Annotated in this window: 19 protein-coding genes; 12 read left to right on the top strand and 7 right to left on the bottom strand. The window is 68.8% G+C overall.

Features of this window, described 5'->3' with window-relative positions:
* Nucleotides 1-60: 60 nt before the first annotated feature.
* Complete coding sequence (locus N7L95_RS24205; RefSeq protein WP_301257795.1) at nt 61-648, bottom strand: superoxide dismutase; 588 nt, start codon at nt 646-648, stop codon at nt 61-63.
* A gap of 98 nt (nt 649-746) precedes the next feature.
* Nucleotides 747-2,141 (bottom strand): exodeoxyribonuclease VII large subunit, encoded by a 1,395-nt coding sequence (gene xseA / locus N7L95_RS24200; protein ID WP_301257794.1) that lies wholly within the window; start codon nt 2,139-2,141, stop codon nt 747-749.
* A gap of 356 nt (nt 2,142-2,497) precedes the next feature.
* Here xseA and N7L95_RS24195 point away from each other — a divergent pair, with 356 nt between their 5' ends.
* The 6 genes from N7L95_RS24195 (at nt 2,498) to adk (ending at nt 6,414) form a co-directional block, all read left to right on the top strand.
* A complete protein-coding gene (locus N7L95_RS24195; RefSeq protein WP_301257793.1) occupies nt 2,498-3,124 on the top strand; it encodes a MotA/TolQ/ExbB proton channel family protein in 627 nt (208 codons plus the stop codon).
* Between the two features lie 20 nt (nt 3,125-3,144).
* Entirely contained in the window at nt 3,145-3,573 is a 429-nt protein-coding gene (locus N7L95_RS24190; protein ID WP_301260223.1) for an ExbD/TolR family protein, read from the top strand.
* Between the two features lie 7 nt (nt 3,574-3,580).
* Nucleotides 3,581-4,597 carry a tetraacyldisaccharide 4'-kinase gene (lpxK, locus tag N7L95_RS24185; RefSeq protein WP_301257792.1) on the top strand — a complete coding sequence of 339 codons (1,017 nt, stop codon included), beginning with the start codon at nt 3,581-3,583 and terminating at the stop codon, nt 4,595-4,597.
* A gap of 8 nt (nt 4,598-4,605) precedes the next feature.
* Nucleotides 4,606-4,824, top strand: coding sequence for a Trm112 family protein (locus N7L95_RS24180; RefSeq protein WP_301257791.1), 219 nt, complete (start codon nt 4,606-4,608; stop codon nt 4,822-4,824).
* A gap of 61 nt (nt 4,825-4,885) precedes the next feature.
* A complete protein-coding gene (gene kdsB, locus N7L95_RS24175; protein ID WP_301257790.1) occupies nt 4,886-5,650 on the top strand; it encodes a 3-deoxy-manno-octulosonate cytidylyltransferase in 765 nt (254 codons plus the stop codon).
* Nucleotides 5,651-5,760: 110 nt separating this feature from the next.
* Nucleotides 5,761-6,414 (top strand): adenylate kinase, encoded by a 654-nt coding sequence (adk, locus tag N7L95_RS24170; protein WP_301257789.1) that lies wholly within the window; start codon nt 5,761-5,763, stop codon nt 6,412-6,414.
* Between the two features lie 56 nt (nt 6,415-6,470).
* Here the strand turns inward: adk and N7L95_RS24165 are convergent, their stop codons facing one another.
* The 3 genes from N7L95_RS24165 to N7L95_RS24155 all read right to left on the bottom strand — a co-directional run bounded on the left by N7L95_RS24165 (nt 6,471) and on the right by N7L95_RS24155 (nt 10,771).
* Nucleotides 6,471-6,938: an acyl-CoA thioesterase gene (locus N7L95_RS24165; RefSeq protein WP_301257788.1), complete on the bottom strand. Its 468-nt coding sequence runs from the start codon at nt 6,936-6,938 to the stop codon at nt 6,471-6,473.
* A gap of 93 nt (nt 6,939-7,031) precedes the next feature.
* The gene (locus N7L95_RS24160) at nt 7,032-8,666 is read right to left on the bottom strand and encodes an AMP-binding protein (RefSeq protein WP_301257787.1); all 1,635 of its coding nucleotides are present in this window, start codon (nt 8,664-8,666) and stop codon (nt 7,032-7,034) included.
* A 212-nt stretch (nt 8,667-8,878) separates the two neighbouring features.
* Complete coding sequence (locus N7L95_RS24155; protein WP_301257786.1) at nt 8,879-10,771, bottom strand: ABC transporter ATP-binding protein; 1,893 nt, start codon at nt 10,769-10,771, stop codon at nt 8,879-8,881.
* A 370-nt stretch (nt 10,772-11,141) separates the two neighbouring features.
* On the opposite strand from N7L95_RS24155, the gene N7L95_RS24150 reads away from it, so the two are divergent.
* Complete coding sequence (locus tag N7L95_RS24150) at nt 11,142-11,900, top strand: 3-hydroxyacyl-CoA dehydrogenase (protein WP_301257785.1); 759 nt, start codon at nt 11,142-11,144, stop codon at nt 11,898-11,900.
* Nucleotides 11,901-12,098: 198 nt separating this feature from the next.
* Nucleotides 12,099-13,874 (top strand): gamma-glutamyltransferase, encoded by a 1,776-nt coding sequence (gene ggt / locus N7L95_RS24145; RefSeq protein WP_301257784.1) that lies wholly within the window; start codon nt 12,099-12,101, stop codon nt 13,872-13,874.
* Between the two features lie 19 nt (nt 13,875-13,893).
* On the opposite strand, the gene malE is transcribed toward ggt, so the two are convergent.
* Entirely contained in the window at nt 13,894-15,087 is a 1,194-nt protein-coding gene (gene malE / locus N7L95_RS24140; protein WP_301257783.1) for a maltose/maltodextrin ABC transporter substrate-binding protein MalE, read from the bottom strand.
* A gap of 228 nt (nt 15,088-15,315) precedes the next feature.
* Here malE and dnaG point away from each other — a divergent pair, with 228 nt between their 5' ends.
* The 3 genes from dnaG to N7L95_RS24125 all read left to right on the top strand — a co-directional run bounded on the left by dnaG (nt 15,316) and on the right by N7L95_RS24125 (nt 21,003).
* A complete protein-coding gene (dnaG, locus tag N7L95_RS24135) occupies nt 15,316-17,355 on the top strand; it encodes a DNA primase (RefSeq protein ID WP_301257782.1) in 2,040 nt (679 codons plus the stop codon).
* A gap of 335 nt (nt 17,356-17,690) precedes the next feature.
* On the top strand, nt 17,691-19,961 hold the full coding sequence (rpoD, locus tag N7L95_RS24130) for an RNA polymerase sigma factor RpoD (protein ID WP_301257781.1): 2,271 nt from the start codon (nt 17,691-17,693) through the stop codon (nt 19,959-19,961).
* Nucleotides 19,962-20,079: 118 nt separating this feature from the next.
* The gene (locus tag N7L95_RS24125; protein ID WP_301257780.1) at nt 20,080-21,003 is read left to right on the top strand and encodes an adenylate/guanylate cyclase domain-containing protein; all 924 of its coding nucleotides are present in this window, start codon (nt 20,080-20,082) and stop codon (nt 21,001-21,003) included.
* Nucleotides 21,004-21,019: 16 nt separating this feature from the next.
* Here N7L95_RS24125 and N7L95_RS24120 read toward each other — a convergent pair whose 3' ends face one another.
* Nucleotides 21,020-21,709, bottom strand: coding sequence for an HAD family hydrolase (locus N7L95_RS24120; protein WP_301257779.1), 690 nt, complete (start codon nt 21,707-21,709; stop codon nt 21,020-21,022).
* A 173-nt stretch (nt 21,710-21,882) separates the two neighbouring features.
* Here N7L95_RS24120 and N7L95_RS24115 point away from each other — a divergent pair, with 173 nt between their 5' ends.
* Entirely contained in the window at nt 21,883-25,497 is a 3,615-nt protein-coding gene (locus N7L95_RS24115; RefSeq protein ID WP_301257778.1) for a PAS domain S-box protein, read from the top strand.
* Nucleotides 25,498-25,536: the final 39 nt, after the last annotated feature.

Here is a 25,536-nt window from a genome sequence, read left to right as displayed (position 1 = left end):
GCCCAAGGACAAAGACAAAGGCCGGCGCATGGCCGGCCTTTGCTCAGCGCATCGCGCTTCTCAGGCGAAGTTGGCTTCGGCGAAGTCCCAGTTCACCAGGCTGGCGAAGAAGGTCTCGACGAACTTCGGACGCAGGTTGCGGAAGTCGATGTAGTAGGCGTGTTCCCACACGTCCACCGTCAGCAGGGCCTTGTCCTCGGTGGTCAGCGGGGTCTGGGCGTTGCTGGTGTTGACGATGTCCACCGAGCCGTCGGCCTTCTTGACCAGCCAGGTCCAGCCGGAACCGAAGTTGCCGACCGCGCTCTTGGAGAAGGCTTCCTTGAAGGCGGCATAGCTGCCCCACTTCTTGTTGATGGCCTCGGCCAGCGCGCCCTTGGGCTCGCCGCCGCCATTGGGCTTCATGCAGTTCCAGAAGAAGGTGTGGTTCCACACCTGGGCCGCGTTGTTGAACACGCCGCCGCTGGAGGATTTGATGATCTCTTCCAGGCTGCGGTCCGCGAACTCGGTGGCCGTGGTCTTGATCAGGTTGTTCAGGTTGACCACGTAGGCGTTGTGATGCTTGCCGTAGTGGAACTCGAGCGTCTCCTTGCTCATGTGCGGTTGCAAGGCGTCCATCGGGTACGGCAACGGGGGCAAGGTGTGTTCCATCTCTTCTGTTCCTTTCTGTGGGGTGTGGGTGGTCTGAAGAGCTGCGATTGTAGGCACAGCCCCATGACCCTGCTGCCCGCGCCCGGCCTTGCCCCCGATCAATCGCGGCGTTCGGTGTCGAGCACTTGCGCGCGTACCCGGCCATCGGCCAGCACCGCGTGCAGGGTGTCGCCCGGGCCGAGTGCCGCGACGCGGCTGACTGCCTGCCCCTGGGCATCGGTGAGCAAGGCATAGCCGCGCTGCAGCACCCGTTCGGGATTGGCGCTTTCCAGCCGTGCCGCCAGCAGGTCCAGCCGTGCGGCCTGCGCGCGCTGCGGGAGCTGCGATGCCCGTTGCAGCCGTGCGGCCAGCGCCTGCAGCCGGCCGGCCTGCCCCTGCAGCTGCACCCCGGCTGAGCGCGCCAGGCGGTCGGCCAGGTGCAGCTCGCGCTGGCGGGCGAGCTGCAGGCGCTGGCCCGGGGCGGCGGCCAGGGCTTGCTGCAGCCGGTCGATCTCGCGGTGCATGCGGGCCAGCACCTGGGCCGGGCGGGCCAGGCGCAGGGCGGCATGGTCCAGGCGCTGCTCCTCGCGCTCGAGCCGCCTCTGCACGCAGCGCTGCATCGCGTCGTGCAGCGCCTGCAGCCGATCGAGGCAGTCATCCCGTTGTGGCGCCACCAACTCCGCGGCCGCGGTGGGCGTGGGCGCGCGCAGGTCGGCCACGAAGTCGGCAATCGTGAAGTCGGTCTCGTGCCCCACGCCCACCACCACTGGCAGGCGGCAGGCGGCGATGGCGCGCACCACGGCCTCGTCGTTGAAGGCCCACAAGTCCTCCAGCGAGCCGCCGCCACGGCAAAGGATGAGCGTGTCCACTTCGGCCCGGGCGTCGGCCTGCCTCAGCGCACGCACCAGCTCGCCGGGCGCCTCGGCCCCCTGCACGCTGGCGGGATACACCACCACCCGCAGGTGCGGCGCGCGCCGCTCCAACGCCGTCAGCACGTCGCGCAGCGCCGCGGCCTTCAGCGAGGTCACCACGCCGACGGCTTGCGGATGCCGCGGCACGGGGCGCTTGACCGCCGGGTCGAACAAGCCCTCCGCCTCCAGCCGGGCCTTCAGCCGCAGGAACTGCTCGTAGAGCGCCCCCTGGCCCGCCGGGCGCATCGCCTCGGCCACCAGTTGCAGGTCGCCGCGGGCGTTATAGACCGCCAGCCGCCCCCGCACCTCGACCAGCTGGCCGTCGCGCGGCTGGAAATCCATCATCGCCGCCGCACGGCGGAACATGGCACAGCGCACCAGCGCCGGCTCGAGCGCGCGGTCGTCCTTCAGCGAGAAATAGCAATGGCCGCTCGGCGCGCGGCTGAAGCCCGACAGCTCGCCTTGCACCACCACGGCGGCAAAGCGGGCCTGCAGCGCATCGGCGACGGCATTGAGCAGAGCCGCCACGCTCCACACCGGGCGCGCCGCGCGCAGGCCGGTGGGCGCCGTGGTCGGGCGGGGAACAGCAGGGGGGTCGATCATCGGAGAGCCAGGCTACAAGCGGGGTTAGAACTCCACAGCCGCGCCAACAGTGGGTTTGCGGGCAGGTTTGGCCGTCACAGACCTGTCATCTACGTGCAAGTCATTGATTTTGTTCAATTTTCTTCTGCTCACTCATGCAGCAATTTATTCCAGCCCTTGAAAAACCAAGCCTTGGCGGCCGATGGAGGGCGGTTTCCCACAAAGTTATCCACAGCAAAAGTGGATGTCTTGGGGATGTACAGGCTGCCGTCGGGGCAGCCGACGAGGCCGACGGCCGCCTTGCGTTGAAGAGGAGCCGGTGCTTCGCGCCATAATCGCCCCCACCTGTTTTTTCACTCACTCACGAGGGGACGTGATTGTTTTCGATCATACAAGCCGCCGGCTGGCCGATTTGGCCCTTGATCCTGTGCTCCATCATCGCGCTGGCGCTGGTCATCGAACGCTTTTCCAGCCTGCGCACGGCGCGTGTCGCGCCCCCGAAGCTGGTTGACGAGGTCCTGACCGTCACGCGCAGCAACCTGCCCTCGCCCGACGTCGTCAACAAGCTGGCTGACAACTCGGTGCTGGGCCGGGTGCTGGCCACCGGGCTGCGTGCGGTCATCAACGAACCGCGCATCAGCGAGGCGAACCTGCGCAACGCCTTCGAAGGTGCCGGTCGCGCGGCGGTGCACCAGATGGAGCGCTACCTCAACACGCTGGGCACCATCGCCGCAGCCGCCCCGCTGCTGGGGCTGCTGGGCACGGTGATCGGCATGATCCAGATCTTCGCCTCGCAAGGCGGCGGCACCGGCGGCAACCCCACCGAGCTGGCACACGGCATCTCGGTGGCGCTGTACAACACCGCCTTCGCGCTGATGGTCGCCATTCCGGCACTGATGTTCTACCGCTACTTCCGCGGCAAGGTGGACGAATACGTGCTGGACCTGGAGCAGGCGGCCGAGCGCATGGTGCCGCACCTGATGCGCTTCACCGCCCAGCGCTGAACGAGAGGCCCCCCATGGCGATGAACTTCCACCACCGGCGCAGCGAGGAACCGGAGATCAACCTGATCCCCTTCATCGACGTGCTGCTGGTGATCCTGATCTTCCTGATGCTGTCGACCACCTACTCGAAGTTCACCGAGTTGAAGGTCAACCTGCCGGTGGCCGATGCCGAGCCCTCGCGCGACCGCCCGAAGGAGATCATCGTCTCGGTCTCCGGCGACGGCCGCTATGCCGTCAACACACGCCATGTGGACGGCCGCAGCGTCGACAACCTGGCCAACGAGTTGCGTGCAGCGGCCGGCGCCGGCAAGGACCAGGTCGTCATCATCTCGGCTGATGCGACCGCCGCGCACCAGAGCGTCATCAACGTGATGGACGCTGCGCGCCGCGCCGGCCTGAGCCAGCTGACCTTCGCCACGCAGTCCTCGGCCGGTGCCCCGGCCCAGTGACGCGGCCTTGAAGCCCGCCTCGCGCTGGCAATCGCGGCTCGAGGCCGCCTGGCTGCGGCGCGGTGCGCTCGCCTGGGCGCTGCTGCCGCTGGCAGCGCTCTACGCCAGCCTCGTGCTGCTACGGCGGCTGCTGTACGCACTGGGCCTGCTGCCCCGGCTCGGCCTGCCGGTGCCGGTGGTGGTGGTCGGCAACGTCATCGCCGGCGGCGCCGGCAAGACGCCCACCACCATCGCGCTGGTGCAGCACCTGCGCCAGCGTGGCGAGCACCCCGCCATCGTGTCGCGCGGCTATGGTCGCATCTCGCGCGAAGTGGCGTTTGTCGGCCCGGACAGCCTGCCGCACCAGGTGGGTGACGAACCGCTGCTGATGGCCTTGCGCACTGGCGTGCCGGTGGTGGTCGGTGCAGACCGCGTCGCGGCCGGCCGGGCGCTCCTCGCCCGCCATCCCGAAACCACGCTGATCGTCTGCGACGACGGACTGCAGCACCTGCGCCTGCGGCGCGACGTGGAAGTGCTGGTGTTCGACGAACGCGGTCGCGGCAACGGCTGGTGGTTGCCAGCCGGGCCACTGCGCGAAAGCGCCCACCGACGCGCCGACGTGGTGCTCTACAACGCACCGTGCGCCTCGCTGGCGCGGCCGGGCCACCTTGCGCGCCGGCTGCTCGGCGAGGCGGTGCCGCTGGCCGCTTGGCGCGAGGGAGCCAGCCACGGCCTGCCCTTGCCCAGCCTGGTGGCACGGCGCGTGCTTGCCGTCGCCGCAGTGGCCCACCCGGAGCGATTTTTCAGCATGCTCGAAGCCCAGGGCCTGGCGATCGAGCGCTGCGCCCTGCCCGACCATCACGACTATGCACAGCTGCCCTGGGCCGACTGGTCGGGCGACATCGTGCTGGTGACCGAGAAGGACGCCGTCAAGCTGGGCGACTGCAGCGACGCGAGGCTGCATGTGGTCGCGCTAGACTTCGCGCCCGAGCCGGCCTTCTTTGCGGCGCTCGACGCGCTGTTGGCGCGCCGCCCCAACGAATGAGGATGAACATGGACACCCGCTTGCTTGAACTGCTGGTCTGCCCGGTCTGCAAGGGCCCGCTGGAACACGACCGCCCGGCCCGCGAGCTGATCTGCCGCGCCGATCAGCTGGCCTACCCGGTGCGCGACGGCATCCCGGTGATGCTCGAGAGCGAAGCGCGCGACCCGGAACCGGCTCCCTCGGCCACCGTGGCGCCGATGCCCTCGGTGGGCGGGGCGGCGGCATGAGCGCCCCCCGTCCCTTGCCAGGCGAGCCGATGGCCACCTTCCACCGCGCGGAGATTGCCCGATGAGCTTTACCGTCCTGATTCCTGCCCGCCTGGCCTCGACCCGTCTGCCGAACAAGCCGCTGGCCGACCTCGGCGGCCTGCCGATGGTGGTGCGTGTCGCCCAGCAGGCACGCAAGAGCCGCGCCGAGCGGGTGGTGGTGGCCGCCGACGATGCCAGCATTGTCGAGGCCTGCCGGGCTCACCAGGTGGATGTGGTGCTGACGCGCACCGACCACGCAACCGGGAGCGACCGCCTGGCCGAGGCCTGCGAACAGCTGGGCCTGGACGGCGGCGACGTGGTGGTCAATGTGCAGGGCGACGAGCCACTGATCGAGCCGGCGCTGATCGATGCCTGCGCCGAGGTGCTGGGCCGCTGCATCGGCTGCGTGATGAGCACCGCCGCGCACGCCATCGACAACATCGCCGAGTTCACCAGCACGAATGTCGTCAAGGTGGTGTGCGACGCAAGCAGCCGCGCCCTGTACTTCTCGCGCGCCCCGCTGCCGTGGTGGCGCGACGGCTATCGCGACGGCGTGAGCGCGCTGAGCACGCCGGCGCCGCTGCGGCACATCGGCATCTACGGCTACCACGCGGGCTTCCTGCGGCGTTTTCCGACGCTGTCGCAGAGCCCGCTCGAAAACGTCGAATCGCTGGAACAGCTGCGCGTGCTGTGGCATGGCGAACGCATCGCAGTGCATGTCACCGACATCCGGCCGGGCCCCGGCGTCGATACGCCGGAGGACCTGGCAAAGGTGCGAGCGCACTACGAATCCCTGCGGGCGTAAGCGCTGGCGGGGGTACTGCATGGTATCCTCGCCCCCAATCAGACGCAGGGCGTCCTCGTGCGGCCAGCCCGCCCAGCGACCCTGCCGCTCACCATCGATAAGAGGATCCCATGCGATTGATTCTGTTGGGCGCGCCCGGCGCCGGCAAAGGCACGCAAGCCGCCTACATCTGCCAGAAGTTCGGCATTCCGCAAATCTCGACGGGCGACATGCTGCGGGCTGCGGTGAAGGCCGGCACTCCGCTGGGTGTCGAGGCGAAGAAGGTGATGGATGCCGGTGGTCTGGTGAGCGACGACATCATCATCGGCCTGGTCAAGGAACGCATCGCCCAGCCGGACTGCGCCCGCGGCTTCCTGTTCGACGGCTTCCCCCGCACCATCCCTCAGGCCGACGCCATGAAGGCGGCCGGCGTCAAGCTCGACTACGTGCTCGAGATCGACGTGCCGCATGCCGCGATCGTCGAGCGCATGAGCGGCCGCCGGGTGCATGTGGCTTCGGGCCGCACCTACCACGTCAAGTTCAATCCGCCGAAGGTCGAAGGCAAGGATGACGTGACCGGCGAAGACCTGATCCAGCGCGAGGACGACAAGGAAGCCACTGTGCTGAAGCGTCTCGACGTCTACGAGAGCCAGACCCGCCCGCTGGTCGACTACTACTCCCAGTGGGCCGCCAGCGGCGCGCCGGACGCACCGCAATACCGCAAGATCAGCGGCACCGGCAGCGTCGAGGAAATCACCGCTCGCGCGCTGGCGGCGCTCGGCTGACCCCGGCTGCCAGCAGCAGCCCTGTCTCGCGGCCGCCTTCGGGCGGCCGTTTGCATTCAGGCCCGCTCGCGCTGCGCCTGCTCGAAGCGCTCGAACGCGGCCCGCACATCGTCCGGCAGCGCCACCGCGCGCATGGTCTCGAGCGATGTGGTCACCAGGACCTGGCGCGCGCGCATGCGCGGCTCGTCGTCGCACCGGCAGCCCAGCTCCAGGGTCAGCGAGCCGCCACCGATGCGCAGCACCGACAGGCCCAGGGCCACCCGGTCGCCCATGCGGCTGGGGGCGGTGAAGTCGCTGCTCAGGCTCACGGTCGGCAAGCCGATGCGGCGCGGGCCCAGCAGTTCGGCGTAGCGAATGCCCAGTTCCTCGGTGAACCAGTCTTCCACCAGCTGGTTGAGCATCACGAAGTACTGCGGAAAGAAGACGATGCCGGCCGGATCGCAATGCGAGAAGCGCACGGTGATCTCGCGCTCGAAGGCATGCCGCGGCGCCGGCCAGACCGGCTTCTTCTCGAACACAGACATAAGCTCCCCTGCTGTTGTGCCGCGGCGGGATCGATACGACCGCCGCCTGGCGATAGGCCACAGTATCGCCGGCACGGTGGTACATCAGGCATCTCAGGGGCGCGGCTCGCGCAGCTTGTAGCGCTGCAGCTTGCCGGTTTCGGTGCGTGGCAGCGCGGGCAGGAACTCGATGGTGCGCGGGTATTTATAGGGCGCGATGCTCGCCTTGACAAAATCCTGCAGGAGGCCAATCAGCGCCTCGGACGGCGCCCAGCCCTCACGCAGCACCACAAAGGCTTTCACCCGCTGGCCACGATCAGGATCCGGAACGCCGATCACCGCGCATTCGGCCACCGCCTCGTGCGCCAGCAAGGCCTCCTCCACCTCCGGCGCACCGATGTTGTAGCCGGCCGAGACGATCAGGTCGTCGGTGCGCGCCTGGTGGTGGTAGTAGCCATCCGCGTCGAGGAGGTAGGCATCGCCGGTGTAGTTCCAGCCGTCCTGCACATACTGGCGCTGACGCGCTTCGTCGTCCAGATAGCGACAGCCGGTCGGCCCCTGCACCGCCAGCCGGCCCACCACGCCGGGCGGCGTCGGACGCCCGTGTTCATCCATCACACAGGCACGGTAGCCGGGCACCACCGTGCCGGTCGCACCGGGGCGGGCACGGTCCGGATCTGCGGAAATGAAGATGTGCAGCAACTCGGTGGCGCCGATGCCGTCGATCAGCTCCACGCCGGTGGCCTGCTTCCACAGCCCGCGGGTGGCCGGCGGCAGCGCCTCGCCGGCCGAGACGCACAAGCGCAAGGGCCCGCCCTGCGGAGCACCCAGCCGGCGCCGGGCCGCCTCGGCCGCCATGGCGCGATAGCAGGTCGGGGCAGTGAACAGCACGCTGGCCTGGTAGCCCTGCACCGCATCCAGCAACTGCGGCGGACTGGCTCGCGGCAGGAGCACCGACGAGGCGCCGATGTGCATCGGAAACAGCAGCAGCCCACCGAGGCCGAAGGTGAAGGCCAGCGGCGGACTGCCGATGAAGACATCCTCCGCGGTGGCCCGCAGCACATGGCGCGGCCAGCAGGCGCAGACGGCCATCACGTCCCGGTGGAAGTGCATGGTGGCCTTGGGCAGGCCAGTGGTGCCCGAGGTGAAGGCCAGCAGGCACACGTCGTCGGCCGCGGTGTCGACATTGGTGAAGTCAGCAGGGTGGCGGGCCATGCGGTGCTCGAGCGACCGGGGGCCTGCATCATGGAAGCAGCTCAGCTCGCGCAGCGCCGGCTGGCTGGCACCGGCCTGCTGCAGCTCTTCGAGCAGCCCGGCATCGCACAAGGCGTGGCTCACCTGCGCCTTGGCGATGATCTGGCCCAGTTCCTTCGCGCGCAGCAGCGGCATGGTCGTGACCGCGATGCCGCCGGCCTTCATCACCGCAAACCAGCACGCAGCCAGCATCGGCTCGTTCCAGGCACGCAGCAAGACCCGGTTGCCGGGGACCAGGCCCATGTCCTGCACCAGCACGCGGGCGATGCGGTTGGCCTGCTCCTGCAGGCGGGCGTAGGTCCAGCGCTCGCCATTGCCCTGCAGGCAGAGGCGGCTGCCCTGCCCTTGCGCCACCCAACGGTCGAGCAACTCGGTGGCGCAGTTCAGGCGCGCGCCGAACTGCAGCTCCGGCAGCTCGAACCGGAAGGCCGGCTGCAATGACGGCGCGGGCAGGCGCTCCCGGGCGAAGCTGTCGAGGTGAGCGCTTTGGTGCATCGTGCCGTCCCCGTCCGGCCGGCGCGCGCCTGCGGGTGGCGTGCCGGCAGCGCCGGACAGCCACCTGGTGGTGGATGCGCCGGCCTGGTCACCGGCTGGGCAGCAGGCGGCGGCCGTGGCCCCGTCCCGCCGCCCGGCTGGCGTGCGATGCCAATTAATTTAGGACTGAAGTATTTGGGTGTCAATTACTTCATGCCCGCCGGCCGCCGGACTCACTCGGCGCTGGCCGGCACCGGTTCGCGGTGCCTCGCGGCAGGCGCCGCCGGCGGCGCGTCCTCGTCGTTCTCGCCCAGGAAGCCGCCGCTCTGGTGTGCCCACAGGCGGGCATAGAGGCCCCCCTGCGCCAGCAGGGTGCGATGGTCGCCCTGCTCGACGATGCGCCCCTGGTCGAGCACGATGAGGCGGTCCATGGCGGCAATGGTGGACAGGCGGTGCGCGATGGCGACGACCGTCTTGCCCTCCATCAGCTGGTAGAGGCTGGACTGGATGGCCGCTTCGACTTCGGAGTCCAGCGCACTGGTGGCTTCGTCGAGCAGCAGGATGGGCGCGTCCTTCAGCATCACCCGGGCGATGGCGATGCGCTGCCTCTGCCCGCCGGACAGCTTGACACCGCGCTCACCCACGTGCGCGTCGTAGCCGGTGCGGTCCTTCGGGTCGCGCAGCGCCTGGATGAAGTCATGCGCCTCGGCACGCTTGGCAGCCGCGATCATCTGGGCGTCGGTCGCGTCGGGCCGGCCGTAGAGCAGGTTGTCCCGCACCGACCGGTGCAGCAGCGAGGTGTCCTGCGTGACCATGCCGATCTGCGTGCGCAGGCTTTCCTGGGTCACCGCCGCGATGTCCTGCCCGTCCACCAGGATGCGGCCGCCCTCCACGTCGTAGAAGCGCAGCAGCAGGTTGATGACCGTGCTCTTGCCGGCGCCGGAGCGGCCCACCAGGCCGATCTTCTCGCCGGGACGGATGTGCAGGTTGAGGTGATCGATGACCGGCTTCTCGCCGCCATAGGCAAAACTGACGTTCTCGAAACGCACCTCGCCGCGCGTGACCTGCAGCGGCTGGGCGTCGGGCCGGTCCAGCACCGCGTGCGGCCGCGACAGCGTGGTGATGCCGTCTTCCACGGTGCCGATGTACTCGAACAGCGAGGCCATCTCCCACATGACCCAATGCGAGATGCCGTTCAGCCGCAGCGCCATCGCGGTGGCCGCCGCCACCGCGCCGATGCCCGCAGCGCCGCTCGCCCAGGCCCACAGCGCGACACCGGTGGTGGACATCACCAGTCCGACGGTCAGCAGGTGGTTGACGATCTCGAACCCGGTGACAAGCCGCATCTGGCCGTGCACCGTCACCATGAATTCCTGCATCGCGCTGCGGGCATAGGCCGCTTCGCGCCCGGCATGAGAAAACAGCTTGACGGTGGCGATGTTGGTGTAGGCGTCGGTCACACGACCGGTCATCAGCGAGCGGGCGTCCGCCTGCTCCTTGGCCACCCGCCCGAGGCGCGGCACGAAGTAGCGCAAGGCCACCACATACAGCCCCAGCCAGGCGACGAAGGGCAGCAGCAGCCAGGCCTGGAAGCCGCCAAGCACCGCCAGCAGCGTGACGAAGTAGATGATGACGAAGACCAGCAGCTCGGCGAACACCATCCAGGTGTCACGGACCGCCAGTGCCGTCTGCATCACCTTGGTCGCCACGCGGCCCGCGAACTCGTCCTGGTAGAAGGACATGCTCTGCGTCAGCATCAGCCGGTGGAAGTCCCAGCGCAGGCGCATCGGGAAGTTGCCCGCCAGCGCCTGCTGCTTCAGCAGCGACTGCAGCGCCACCAGCACGGTGCTCAGGGTCAGCACGCCACCCAGCAGCAGCAGCGTGTCGCCCTCCTGCGCCCACAGCCGGGCCGGCTCGACCGCGGCCAGCCAGTCGACGATGCGGCCCATCATGCTGAACAGCAAGGCTTCGAACGCGCCGATCGCCGCCGTCAGCAAAGTCATGCCGAACAGGAAGGGCCGCATGCCGCGGGTGCAGGCCCAGATGAATGCAAAGAAGGCCTTCGGCGGCGTTTGTGGCGGTGCATCGGGATAGGGATGCACCATCTTCTCGAAAGCGCTGAACACGATCGGGGCTCCGTCGGGGGGTAAGGAGACGAGGGCGGGGCGGGCGTCTGCGCAAGGGTGAGCGCAGGCCCGCGTGGCCGGGCAAGGCGGCCTGGACGGCTCACGCGAATGGCCCGGATACGACGCCCGGAAGGCGATCACTGCTGGCCGAAGCGCAGCGGCGGCGCGCGGATCATTCATGTGAACAACGCCTAGCGTAGCGGAAGTGGGCAAAGCCTGCAGGCCACCGCGAAGCAACCGAGGCCGACACTCGGTTCGCCCGCCGCGGCTCGCGCCCTCGGGGAAACCGCTGCCCCAGGCGGATGCCGCAACCGCCCGGGATCGGCCACAATTGACGTTTACGTCAACGTCAATAGAAACGGAGTTCGACATGGACATTCAGGGCAAGGTCTTCATCGTCACCGGCGGCGCCTCGGGCCTCGGCGAAGGCACGGCACGCATGTTCGCCCGCGAGGGCGGCCAGGTCGTGATCGCCGACCTGCAGGCCGACAAGGGCGAGGCGCTCGCCCGCGAGCTGGGCGGCGCCTTCGTGCGCTGCGATGTGTCGAGCGAGGACGACGGCCGGGCCGTGGTGGCACGCGCCACCTCGCTCGGCAAGCTGGCAGGCCTGGTCAACTGCGCCGGCATCGCCCCGGCAGCCAAGACCGTCGGCAAGGACGGCGCGCATGCCCTCGCCCTCTTCAGCAAGGTGATCAACGTCAACCTGGTCGGCAGCTTCAACATGATCCGGCTGGCCGCCGAGGCCATGAGCCGCAACGAGCCGGAGGCGACCGGCGAGCGCGGCGTGCTGATCTCCACCGCTTCGGTGGCGGCCTACGACGGGCAGATCGGCCAGGCCGCCTACGCGGCGTCCAAGGGCGGCGTGGTCGGCATGACGCTGCCCATTGCCCGTGACCTGGCGCGCAATGGCATCCGCAACATGACCATTGCGCCCGGCATCTTCGGCACGCCCATGCTGTTCGGCATGCCACAGGAAGTGCAGGATGCGCTGGCCGCCTCGGTGCCCTTCCCATCCCGCCTCGGCCGGCCGGAGGACTACGCCAAGCTGGTGCAGCACATCGTCACCAACGAGATGCTCAACGGCGAGGTGATTCGCCTCGACGGCGCCATCCGCCTGGCGCCGCGCTGAGGCCGCCGGCGCGCCGGCCACGCCGGTAGGCAAGCGCTCGCCAGCGGCCGGCGTGCCCGGCGCGCCGGCCTCTTATATGATGCCGCGAGCCCGGTGCGACCGGCCCACCGCCACGGTGGGCAGGATCGAGGCGCCAGGGCCCGTGCGTCGCCGCCGCCGCTGTGGCGACGTGGCTTGAGACCACAACCGAGGATCTCCATGAAGCTGCGCCTGTCGCTCGCCTCCCTGGCGGCCGCCCTGCTCGCGGCCGGCTGCGCCATTGCACCGCGCCCCTTCCAGTACACCGCGCCCGACCAGCCCGAGGCCGCCTCGGGCTACGTCGACAAGCCCGGCTGGTCGACCCGCAGCTATGCGGTGGCAGCAGCCAACCCGCTGGCCACCGATGCCGGGCGCCAGGTGCTCCAGGCCGGCGGCACCGCCATTGACGCGGCCATTGCGGTGCAGATGGTGCTGACCCTGGTGGAGCCCCAATCCAGCGGCATCGGCGGCGGCGCCTTCCTGCTGCACTACGACGGCCGCCAGGTCGAGGCCTACGACGGCCGCGAAACCGCCCCTGCAGCGGCTGACGAAAAGCTGTTCCTGGGCGCCGACGGCAAGGCCCTGCCCTTCCACGAGGCCGTGGTCGGCGGCCGCTCGGTCGCCACCCCGGGGGTGCTGCGCATGCTGGAACTGGCGCACCGCGAGCACGGCAAGCTGCCCTGGGCGCAGCTGTTCCAGCCAGCCATCCAGCTGGCCGAAGGCGGCTTCCAGGTCAGCCCCCGCCTGTACAGCCTGTTGAAGGCCGAGCAGCACCTGAAGAAGGACGAAGCTGCCGCCCGCTACTTCTACAAGCCCGACGGCGATCCCCGCGACGTTGGCATGATCGTGCGCAATCCGGCCCTGGCCGAGGTGCTGCGCGCGGTGGCCGAGCGAGGTGCCGACGCCTTCTACCAGGGACCGGTGGCGCGCGACATCGCGGCCAAGGTCCAGGGGCACCCGGTCAACCCGGGTCGCTTGACCGAACAGGACCTGGCCGGCTACCAACCGAAGAAGCGCGAGGCCCTGTGCTCGGACTGGCAGCGCTGGCGGCTGTGCGGCTTTCCGCCGCCGTCCTCCGGCCACCTGGCCATCGCCCAGATCCTTGGCGTGATGGAGCATTTGCCGCCGGTGGCCCGGCCGCTGGACGGGGACGTCCCCAGCGTCGAGCTGCTGCATGCCTACACCGAGGCGGCCCGCCTGGCCTTCGCCGACCGCGCGCAATATGTTGCCGACCCTGATTTCGTCCCCGCGCCCGCGGGCGACTGGCGCAGCCTGATCGATCCGGCCTACCTTCGCCAGCGTGCCGCACTGGTGGGCCCTCAATCCATGAAGACCGCGCAGCCGGGCCGGCCTGGCGGTGCCCAGCTGAGCTGGGCAGCGCAGCCCGAGCAGGTGGAGCACGGCACCTCGCACATCTCCATCGTCGATGCGCAGGGCCGCGCGGTGGCCATGACCACCACCATCGAGGACCAGTTCGGCTCACGCCAGATGGTGCGCGGCTTCCTGCTCAACAACCAGCTGACCGACTTTTCGCTCACCCCCACCGACGCCGCCGGCAAGCCGGTCGCCAACCGGGTGCAGCCGGGCAAGCGCCCGCGCTCCAGCATGAGCCCGACCCTGGTGTTCGAGAAGGACAGCGGGCGCCTGGTGATGAGCGCCGGCTCGCCGGGCGGCTCGCAGATCATCCACTACACCGCCAAGACGCTGCTGGGCACGCTGGGCTGGGGCTTGAATGCGCAGCAAGCCATTGCCCTGCCCAACTTCGGCTCGCAGAACGGGCCCACTCAGCTGGAGGAGAAGCGCTTCCCAGCCGCCACGCTGGATGGCCTGAAGGCCCGCGGTCACGAGATCCGCGAGTTGCCCATGACCAGCGGCCTGCAAGCCATCCAGCGAACCCCCACCGGCTGGTTCGGCGGCGCCGACCCGCGTCGCGAGGGCATCGTGATGGGTGATTGACGCGGCAGGCGCCGCCGCCTCAGGGCCTGCCAGCGCGCGGCGCGCCCTGCTGGCTGCGCACCGCGGCAGCAGCCGCGTCCAGCGCCTCCTTGGCCGGCTTGCCGGCATTGATGTCGCGCAAGGCGGCCGACAGGTGCTGCCAGAAGAACGTCATCTCGGTGTTGCTGGGCATCGGCCGGCCGGCGTAGATCGCATCCATCGAAATGCGGATCTTCGGATCAGCGTACAGCTTCCAGAACATCTGCTTGGATGCCGGCACCCCCAGCGGCCGCGCCGCGTTCACCTGGCTGAGCCCCTCTGGTTTCAACAGGTGATTCTCCAGGAAGTCGACCGCCGCCTCTCGGTTGGGGGTGGGAGTCAGCATCGCGCCGAGCACGCCGACGAAGGGGCGTGCCGGCTTGCCGGCCAGGGTGGGCAACGGCGCCACCGAGAATTTCACGTTGGCCGCCCGCAGGCCTTCCCAGGCCCACGGCCCGGTGATCCACATGGCTTGCTTGCCGCGTCGCATGTCGGCTTCCGCATCGGCATAGCTCAAGCCATTCGCGGGGATGACGCCGGCACGGATCAACTGCTGCAGGTACTCGGCGCCGCGCACGGCGCCCGCGTGGTTGATGCCGGTGTCCTGCGCGTTGTAGCTGCCGTCCAGCTTGCGCTGGAACACATAGCCGCCACCGGCCGCCATCAGTGGCCAGCTGAAATAGGGGCTGCCCGTCTCCCACCCGATGGCCCGCACGCCCTGGCCTTGCAGGCGCTCCTGCAGGGCCAGCACTTCCTCGAACGTCTTGGGCGGCGTCGGCACCAGCGCTTCGTTGTAGACCAGGGCCACAGCCTCCATGGCCAGCGGGTAGCCCCATGTCTGTCCAGCGAGCATGAAGCCGTCCCAAGCCACCTGCACGATGTCCGCGCGCATGGCCTCTGCCGGCTTCACCGGTGCCAGCCAGCCGCGAGCCACCCATTCGCCCAGGCGGTCGTGTGGCCAGATCCAGATGTCCGGCAGCGCCTGCGGCTGGCCGGCCTTCATCGCCGCCTCGAAACGGTCCACGGCATTGTCGAAGTGCTCCACCTGCACCTTCACGCCGGTCCTGCGGGTGTACTCCTCTCCCACCTTCTGCAAGCCCGCGTACCCCTTGTCCGCATTGACCCAGACTTTCAAGGCCCCCTTCTCCCACCCCCAGGCGTTGCCACACAAGGCGAAGGCGACGAGTAGTTTCACTACAGATCGGCTGCTGGCATTCTTCACTGTTGCTCCAGTACTTTCAACGCGCCGCATTGTGGCTGCCATCTCATCGCCCATCGCCTGGTAACAACCCGTAGCCCTGCCGATCGGCTACAGAAGAGAAACAACAGTAGACGTACTTTGACTACAAACAGGGCCGCGCGACCGGGCACGACCAGCCGATCTCCGTGCGATCGGGCGACGCCGCGCGGGTAGACTGCCGAAGTGATCCCTCCCGCCTTCAAACAAGACCTCCTGGCCCGGACCGACATCGTCGAGATCGTCGGCCGCTACGTGCAACTCAAGAAGGCCGGCATCAACTACAAGGGCCTGTGCCCCTTTCATGGCGAGAAGACGCCGAGCTTCATCGTCAGCCCGACACGCCAGACCTATCACTGCTTCGGTTGCGGCGTGCACGGCAACGCCATTGATTTCGTGATGGAGCAGGCCGGCCTCGGCTTCATCGAGGCGATCAAGGACCTGGCCCAGCAGCAGGGCATCGAGGTGCCCGACGACGACAGCCGCAGCACGCCCGAGCAACGCGCGCAGGCAGCGCAGGCCCGGGAGCGCCAGAACACGCTGACCGACGTGCTGGGCAAAGCGAGCGAGCACTACCGCAAGCAGCTCAAGACGAACAAGAAGGCAGTCGACTACCTGAAACGGCGCGGCCTGACCGGCGAAGTTGCCGCGCGCTTCGGCCTTGGCTATGCGCCGGAAGGCTGGCGCGGGCTGGCCAGCGTGTTCCCGCGCTACGACGATCCGCTGCTGGAGGAAGCCGGCCTGGTCATCGTCCAGGGCGAGGCCGAGGAGGCCAAGCGCTACGATCGTTTCCGTGATCGGGTGATGTTCCCCATCCGCAACGTCAAGGGCGAGGTCATCGGCTTCGGCGGCCGCGTGCTGGACCAGGGCGAGCCCAAGTACCTCAACTCGCCCGAGACCCCGGTCTTCATCAAGGGCCGGGAGCTCTACGGGCTGCACGAGGCGCGCACCGCTTTGCGTCAAAAGGGCTATGCGCTGGTCGTCGAGGGCTACATGGACGTGGTGGCCCTGGCCCAGCTCGGCTTTCCCAATGCCGTGGCCACGCTCGGCACCGCCTGTACCGCCGAGCACGTGCAGAAGCTGTTCCGCTTCACCGACTCGGTGGTCTTCAGCTTCGATGGCGACGCGGCCGGCCGCAAGGCCGCCGGCCGTGCGCTGGAAGCCGCCCTGCCGCACGCCAACGACACGCGCAGCGTGCGTTTCCTCTTCCTGCCTCCCGAGCACGACCCCGACTCCTACGTGCGGGAGTTCGGCCCGCAGGCTTTCGAGCAGCAGGTGGAACAGGCCGTGCCGCTGTCGCGCCAGCTCATCGAAGCCGCCAGCCAGGGCTGCCGCCTCGACACCCTGGAGGGCCGCTCCCAGATGCTGGCCGCCGCGCGGCCGCTGTGGAACCTGCTGCCCGACGGGGCACTGAAGCGCCAGCTGGTCGGCGCCATCGCGGCACGGGCCGAAATGACGGCGCAGGATGTGACCGAGCTGTGGCAACAGGCGACCGAGCGGTCGCGGCCCCGGCACGACGGCGCCGGCCCTGACGACCACACCCCCTACCCGTCCGGCGAGGACATCGACTGGCCGGAGCCGAGCAGCGCCTACGACGACCACGGCGCCCCCTCGGGAGGCCGCGGCCCGTCCGAATGGCAGGCGCGCAAGGGACGCCCGCGGCGCGAGTGGCAGCCGCGTGGCCGCTGGGAGAAAGGCCGCTGGGAGCCGCGCGATCCGTTCGCGGACGACCCGAGCATGACCGCACCCAAGCGGCCGCCACCGACCCACGCAGACCATGCGGCCCGGCTGCTGCTGGAGCACATGCAGTGGTGGAACGAGCTGCCGCCGGCCGACCGCGACCTGCTGATGGGCCTGCCGGCGCCGCACGGCCCGCTGTTCTGCTGGATCGAGCAGCAGCTGATGGAAAACGACCCGCAGCCCTGGTCGGCCGTCAGCGAGGCACTCGAAGGCCAGGCCTTCGCCACCGCGGCACGCCGCCTGGTGGACGAAACGATCCCGGCCGACAGTGCGGACACCGCGCAGCGCACCGAACTGCGCATCGCCCTCGAAGAAGTGCACATGGCCGCCGAGCGCGCCGAATCGGCCCTGCTGGCGTCGGACCCGGCCCGCCTGGCCCAGGACCCCGCAGCACGGGCCCGCTACGCCGATGTCTGCAGCCGCCTCATCACCCGCCGCCAGACCCTGGAGCAGCTGCGCAAGTCGCTCAGCCAGCCGGCCCGCTGACCGAAAGTACAAGTCGATTTGACTAAGTTCACTTGTGCAACGATAATGGAGAGTTTGTTACCCCCGCGGCAAGAGTGACAGCAGCACCTCCGGGCCCCGGCCACCCGAGACACGGGTTCTATGAAGGCCACCCATTTCCCGCAAGGGCTGCCCTCGAAACAAGTTCACGCCAGCTTGCCCTAGGAGCCGACGCTTGACCTCCAACCGGATGCCCCCATCTGTTGGATCGAGTGCGTTCGGCCCATTCCGCCCGTCACAAAGACCGTTGCCCGGCCAGCGCCGGGCGCGCGCATTTGCCCCGGGCGCCTGAGCCCCTGACCCATCCGAGGAAGTTCATGACCGCGAAGAAAAGCGCCCCTGCCCCGACCACCGACGCCGTGCAAGCCACTGAAGTCGAAGACAAGAAAAAGAAGGTGAGCAAGGCGGCGGTGAAAGACGACAAAGCCAAGGCGACGGCCAAGCCCGCGCGCGCGGCCAAGGCCGAAGGCGCCGACGACGGCAAGGTGAAGGCCAAGCGCGGTCGCAAACCGAAGTCCGAGACCACCGCCTCGCCCGCCAAGAAGGAAGGCTTCGACGCCGACGAGGATTTCTCGGACGTCGAGGCCGACCTGGAAGGCGAAGGCGCTGAAGCCGAGGTCGAGGCAGAGGTCGAGGAAGCAGCCGGTGGCGAGGACAAGCCCAAGGCCAAGCCGCTGCGGATGAAGGTCTCGCGCGCCAAGGAGCGCGCGCTGATGCGCGAATTCGGCCTCGACGAGGCGATGCTGACCGACGAGGAAGTCGCCAAGCGCCGCTCGGAGCTGAAGACCCTCATCAAGATGGGCAAGACCCGCGGCTTCCTGACGCACGCGGAAATCAACGACCACATGCCCGAGAAGCTGGTCGAGACGGAGATCATGGACGCCATCGTGTCCATGCTCAACGACATGGGCATCGCGGTCTATGAGCAGGCGCCCGACGCCGCCACCCTGCTGATCGCCGGCGGCAACACCACCACCGCGACCGAGGAAGAAGCCGAGGAAGAAGCCGAGGCGGCCCTGTCGACGGTGGACTCCGAATTCGGCCGCACCACCGACCCGGTGCGCATGTACATGCGTGAGATGGGGACGGTGGAACTGCTCACGCGGGAAGGCGAAATCGAGATCGCCAAGCGCATCGAAGGCGGGCTGCAGGCCATGATGCTGGCCATCTCGGCTTCGCCCACCACGATCGCCGAGATCCTGCTGCTGGCCGACAAGATCCGCGCCGGCGAGATGCAGATCTCCGAGGTTGTGGACGGCTTCGTCTCGGAAGACGAGGCCGACGATTACGTGGCCGAGGAAGACGTCGACTTCTTCGACGAGGAAGACGACGACGACGGCAATGGCGGCTCCAAGGCGCTGACCAAGAAGCTGGAAGAGCTGAAGAACGCGGCGCTGCACAAGTTCGACGAGCTGTCCTCGCACTTCGACCGCATGCGCAAGGCCTACGAGAAGGACGGCTACAAGTCGCCGGCCTACAACCGGGCCCAGATGTCGGTCAGCGCCGAGATCATGAGCATCCGCTTCACGGTCAAGATCATCGAGAAGCTGTGCGGCATCCTGCGCTCGCAGGTGGATGACATCCGTCGCTACGAGCGCGAGCTGCGCAAGATCGTGGTCGACAAGTGCGGCATGCCGCAGGAGCACTTCATCAAGACCTTCCCGTCCAATGCGCTGAACCTGCAGTGGGCCGAGAAGGAAGTGGCGGCTGGCAAGCCCTACAGCAACGTGATGAGCCGCAACCTGCCGGCCATCCAGGAGCTGCAGCAGAAGCTGATCGATCTGCAGGCCCGGGCCGTAGTGCCCATCGAGGACCTGAAGGAAATCAACAAGAAGATGAACGAGGGCGAGAAGGCCTCTCGTGACGCGAAGAAGGAGATGATCGAGGCCAACCTGCGCCTGGTGATCTCGATCGCGAAGAAGTACACCAACCGCGGCCTGCAGTTCCTCGACCTGATCCAGGAAGGCAACATCGGCCTGATGAAGGCGGTGGACAAGTTCGAATATCGCCGGGGCTACAAGTTCTCGACCTACGCGACGTGGTGGATCCGCCAGGCCATCACCCGCTCGATCGCCGACCAGGCCCGCACCATCCGCATCCCGGTTCACATGATCGAGACGATCAACAAGATGAACCGCATCTCGCGCCAGCACCTGCAGGAATTCGGCTACGAGCCGGACGCGCCGACGCTGGCCGAGAAGATGGAGATGCCGGAAGACAAGATCCGCAAGATCATGAAGATCGCCAAGGAGCCGATCTCCATGGAAACGCCGATCGGCGACGACGACGACTCCCACCTGGGCGACTTCATCGAGGACACCAACAACACCGCGCCGGTGGAGGCCGCCATGCAGGCCGGCCTGCGCGACGTGGTGAAGGAGATCCTCGACAGCCTGACCCCGCGCGAGGCCAAGGTGCTGCGCATGCGCTTCGGCATCGAGATGTCCACCGACCACACGCTGGAAGAAGTGGGCAAGCAGTTCGACGTCACCCGCGAGCGCATCCGCCAGATCGAGGCCAAGGCCATCCGCAAGCTCAAGCATCCGAGCCGCTCGGACAAGCTCCGCACCTACCTCGACAATCTGTAACAACTTTGCTGCCCGCACAACGGCCCGCGGTCGCGAGACGGCGGGCCGTTTTTGGTTGAACCGCTGCGCGAGCTACACTGCTCGCGTCCCGGCCAGCGCCATCCAACGCACCGAACACATGCCAGTTTCCAGCGACCGTACCGTCCTGTTCGCCGACCTGCGAGGCAGCACGGCGCTCTACGGTTCGCTCGGCAATGCCCAGGCGGCCACCATCGTCACCCAGACGATCGCCCTGCTCGCCGACGTCGTCATCAAGAACACCGGCCGCGTCGTCAAGACGCTGGGCGACGGCCTGATGGCGGTGTTCGACGAGCCGCAGCCCGGCGTCGACGCGGCCTACGAGATGCAGGAGTCGATCAACCGCATCCTGGCCGAGGCCGACACCGGCGCGCCGGCCCTCAAGCTCTACATCGCCCTGGCCCGCGGCGAGATCGTCGAGGTGGCCGGCGACTGCTTTGGCGACGCGGTCAACGTCTCGGCCCGTTTGCTCGACCATGCCGGCGACAACGAGGTGCTGATCACCCACGCGGTCTACGAGCGCCTGCGCGCGACTGACCGCACCCGCTTTCGCAGCCTGGAGCGGCTGCACCTGCGCGGCCGGGCCGAGCCCTGCCACGTCTACCGGCTGGAGGCGCGCCACGAGGACTCGCCCACCTCCACCCTCTTCACCGACTTCACCGACAGTTCCTCGGCCGACTGCATCCGCCTGGCGATCGAGCACCACTTGCCGCAATCGTTCAGCAGCGCGCAGACCCCGGTGATGCTGGGCCGCAGCCCGGAATCCACCTTCTGCATCGACGATGCGCGGGTGTCGCGCCTGCATGCGCGCATCGAGTGGCACGGCGGCAACTTCCACCTGGCGGACCAGAGCAGCAACGGCAGCTTCGTGCGCTTCACCGGCCGCAGCGAGGTGGTGGTGCTGCGGCGCGGCGTCTGCATGCTGCATGGCAGCGGCGTGATCGGCCTGGGAGCCTCGCCCGCCGACCCCAAGGCGGCGTGCGTGCATTTCGACGTCATCGCCACACCCACCCCGGCCCGCTGAACCGGCCCGCGACGTCTCAGGCGCCCAGGCGCTGCGCCAGCGTGTGCAGGTCGGCCACCACGTGGTGGGTGCCCTGCGGTGCCTCGACCGGCTCGGGGTGCACCTCCGGGCGGGCCATCCAGGCCGCCTGCAGGCCGGCGCCCAGCGCGCCGTGCACATCCAGCAGCAGGTCGTCGCCCACATGCAGCACCTGTGCCGGCGGAACGCCGGCCAGCCGGCAGGCTTCCGAGAAGATGCGGGGGTCGGGCTTGCCGACGCCGAAGCCCCGGGCGGTGACACCGCCGCGGAAGAAGCGCGCCAGGCCGACGCGCTGCAGGTCGGCGTTGCCGTTGGTCAGCGCAAACAGCGGGAAGCGGGTGGCCAGCCGCTCGAGCCCGGTGAGCACATCGGGAAACAGGTCGACCCGCTGCCGCTCCTCGAAGAACAGCGCAAAGCCGGCATCGGCCAGCGCCGGATCGTCGCCGCAGCGGCGCAGCGCCTCGCGCAGGCTTTCAAGGCGGATGCGCGTCAGGTCGTGGGACCATTCCGGATGCTGGGCCGCGACCGCATCGCGCAGGCCGCGCAGCGCCACCGTGTCGTAGCGGGCCGCCGTGGCCGGCGCATGGCTGGCCAGCCAGTCGTGCAGCACGACTTCCGCACGGGCGATGGCGGGCCAGATGGGCCACAGGGTGTCGTCGAGGTCCAGGGTCAGGGCAAGTACGTTCATCAAACAGGCAACGGGACGGCGGGTCCGCTACGGTAACCGACTTTGAGTCGATTCCTTGACGAATGCCCCGGAAACCTCGGCCCGGGCCGGCCCAGTGCCGCGTCGCCATGCCCTATAGTGCGGCGGGGCCCTGCCACGGCCGGTCCCCGCACGCCCTGCTCCCGATTGCCCGCATGACCGACGCCGTCCCCCCCGCCGACGAGGCGCAACGCCTCCAGACGCTGCGCGAACTCCGCATCCTCGACACTGGCGCGGAAGCAGGCTTCGACGCCGCCGTCCGCCTGGCGGCACAGGTGGCCGACTGCCCGCTCGCCCTGCTGGTGCTGGTGGACGCCGACCGACAGTGGTTCAAGGCGGTGTACGGCGAGCAGATGCCGGTGCGGCAGACGCCGCGCGAACACGCGTTCTGCGCCCATACCATCGAAGCCGACGCGCCCCTGGTGGTGGAAGACCTGCGCGATGACCCGCGGTTTGCCAACAACCCCTTCGTGAGCGGCCCGCCCCGCGTGCGGGCCTACGCGGGTGTGCCGTTGCGGGTGGAAGGGCAGCGCATCGGCGCTGTTTGCGTGCTCGACACCCATTCCAGGCGCTTCGACCGCAGCGTGCTCGACAGCCTGGAGCAGATCGGCCGCTTGCTGAGCGACATGCTCGAATCCCGGCTGAAGGAGCAGCGCTGGCGCCTGCAGGAGGCGCGGGTGCGCACGGCCAGCCGAGCCGGCAGCGACTGGCTGTGGGAAACCGACGCCGCCGGCTATATCCGCTGGGCGTCTGCCAGCATCGAGGCTCATACCGGCCAGCGCGCCGACGAGGAAATCGGCCGCCTCGCCGCCGAGATCCTGGTGCGCCGCGACGACCCCGAACACCTGGCCTCTTACGAGGCCTACCTGCAGGCGCGCCAGAAGCAGGAACCCTTCGCCAACCTCATCGTCGACCGCGAGACGCCACAAGGCCGGGTCACGGTGTCGATCAGCGGCCTGCCGGTGTTCGACTCGGCCGGTACCTTCCGCGGCTACCGCGGGGCCACCCGCGTCATCACCCAGACGATCGAAGCCGAACAGCGAGCCCGCGAGGCCCAGCGCCTGCGCGAAGCGCAACTGCGCGACTCGGAAGCGCGCACCGCCGCCGTGCTGCAGGCGCTGCCCGACCTGTGGTTCGTGCTCGATGCCGAGGGCCGCTACCTGGAATGCGGCATCACCGAGCGCCAGCAGCACCTGCTGGCCACCGCGGACTTCAAGGGCCGCCTGCTGCCCGAGGTATTGCCTCCCGGGGTGGCCCGGCTGCACCAGCAAGCGCTCCGGCGGGCGCTGGGAAGCCGGTCGCTGCAGCGCATCGAGTACGAGCTGACGCCGCTGGACAAGACGCTGCGCACCTTCGAAGGCCGCTTCATGCCGATGTCGGACACCCAGGTGCTGCTGCTGGTGCGCGACCTCACCGAGCTGCGCACCATGGAGCGCGAGCTGCAGATCATGCAGCGGGCGATCGAAGCCGAGGCGTCGCTGCCCATGACGGTGGTCGACGCGCTGGCGCCCGGCCAGCCGCTCATCTACGTCAATCCGGCCTTCGAGCGGCTGACCGGCTACACCCGCGACGAGATCCTGGGCCAGAACTGCCGCCTGCTGCAGGCCGCCGACACCGAGCAGCCCGGGCTCAACGCGCTGCGGCAGGCACTGCGCAAGGGGCACTCGTGCACGGTGGTGCTCAACAACTACCGCAAGGACGGCTCCCGCTTCATCAACGAGCTGCATGTGGCCCCGGTGCAGGACAGCCATGGCCGCATCACGCACTTCATCGGCGTGCAGACCGACATCACGCAGCGCAGCATCGCCGCCGACCGGCTGCGGCTCAGCGAGGAGCTCTACCGCTCGGTGGCCTTGTCGATCAGCGACGGCCTGATGGTGGTCACCAGCGCCAGCTTCGTGGTGGCGGCGAACCCGGCCGCCTGCCGCATCCTGGACGCGACGATGGACGAGCTGGTGATGGCGCCCGGCCTCGACCTGCTGACCGAAGACCTGCAGGCCCTGCCCCCCGAGCAGCATCCGGTGACGGTCGTGCTGCAGTCTGGCGAGCCGGTGGCCGAGCGGGTCTTCGGCCTGCGCCGGCGCGACGGCCAGCTGCGCTGGCTGGGCGTGAGCGCACAGCCGCTGCGGGCGGCGCCGCAGGACAAGCCGATGTCGGCGGTGGTGACCTTCCGCGACATCACCCAGCAACGCCAGGCCGAGCAGGCGCTGTCGCTCAGCGAGCAGCGCTGGAAGTTCGCGCTCGAAGGCAGTGGCGACGGCATGTGGGACTGGGACGTGGTCTCCAACCGCGTCTACTACTCGCGCCGCTGGAAGGAAATCCTCGGCTATGCCGAGCATGAGCTGAGCGACGCGCCGCACGAGTGGTCCAGCCGCTTGCATCCGGACGAGCTGCCCCAGGTGCTGGAGAAGCTCGAGCTGCACATGAAGGACCACACCTCGGTCTACCAGTCGGAGCACCGCATCCGCCACCGCAATGGCAGCTGGCTGTGGGTCTTCGAGCGCGGCAAGGTGGTGCAGCGCAACGAGCAGGGCCGCGCGCTGCGCATCGTCGGCACCTATTCGGACATCACGCGGCTCAAGTCGGCCGAGAAGGCCTTGCGCGACAAGCAGGCGGTGGAGCTCGCCAGCCGGGCCAAGACCGAATTCCTGTCCCGCATGAGCCATGAGATGCGCACGCCGCTCAACGCGATGATCGGCTTCTCGCAGCTGCTGAAGGTCGGGCCGGCCGACGCACCGCCTTCCCAGGTGCGCTACTACGCCGACCACATGCTGCAGGCCGGCCAGCACCTGCTGGCGCTGATCAACGACGTGCTGGACCTGCAGCGCGTGGAGGCCGGCCAGCTGTCCATCTCGATCGAGCCCACCTCGCTGCGCAGAACGCTGGACCAGACGGTGGAGCTGCTGCAGCCGCTGGCACTGACCGCGGCCGTCAACTTCGACAACCAGGTCGACGAGGACGTGCTGGTCATGGCCGATTCGCAGCGCCTGCGGCAGGTGCTGATCAACATCATCTCCAATGCGGTCAAGTACAACCGGCCCGACGGCGTGGTGCGGCTGAGCCTGGGCGACCGGCAGGGCGACGCGATCGACATCCGCATCGAGGACAGCGGTGAAGGCCTGCGGCCCGACCAGCTGGCCCGCCTGTTCCAGCCCTTCGAACGGCTGGGCCGGGAGACGTCGCCGATCGAGGGCACCGGCCTCGGGCTCATCATTGCCAAACGGCTGCTGGAGGAAATGGGCGGCAGCATCGAGGTCAGCAGCGAGCCCGGCGTGGGCACCTGCGTCACCCTCATGGTGCCGCTGGCCGGCCAGGCCGCGGCGACACCGCAGGCGGACGTGCCGACGTTCGCGCAACAGACCCAGGCGCCGGATGAAGGAGTGGACCACGTGCGCATGCTCTATGTCGAAGACAACCCGATCAACGCCCTCCTCTTCGAGGAAGCGATGAAGCTCACCGGCTACATCGACCTGATGATCGCCGAGGACGGCCCGCAGGCCTTCGAGATGGTGAAGGACTTCCATCCCGACGTGCTGGTGCTGGACGCGCACCTGCCCGGCATGAGCGGCTTCGAGGTGCTGAAGGAGCTGCGCGAACGCCACGGCCTGGCCGACGTGCCGGCCTTCATGTGCTCGGCCGATGCGATGCCGGAAGACATCCAGCGCGCCCTGGACGCCGGCTTCCTCGGCTACTGGACCAAGCCCATCGAGGTGGCCAAGGTCATCGCCGAGGTCGAGCGCGTGTGCCCGCGCCGCCTGCAAGGCGGCTGAGCGGCTGCAAGGCACGGCGGGCAGGCGTCGGGAATAATC

The organism is Eleftheria terrae (assembly GCF_030419005.1).
GTDB classification, from domain to species: domain Bacteria; phylum Pseudomonadota; class Gammaproteobacteria; order Burkholderiales; family Burkholderiaceae_C; genus Caldimonas; species Caldimonas terrae.
Note: the sequence above shows the minus strand (reverse complement) of the source record. Positions and strands in the feature narration are given on the sequence as shown.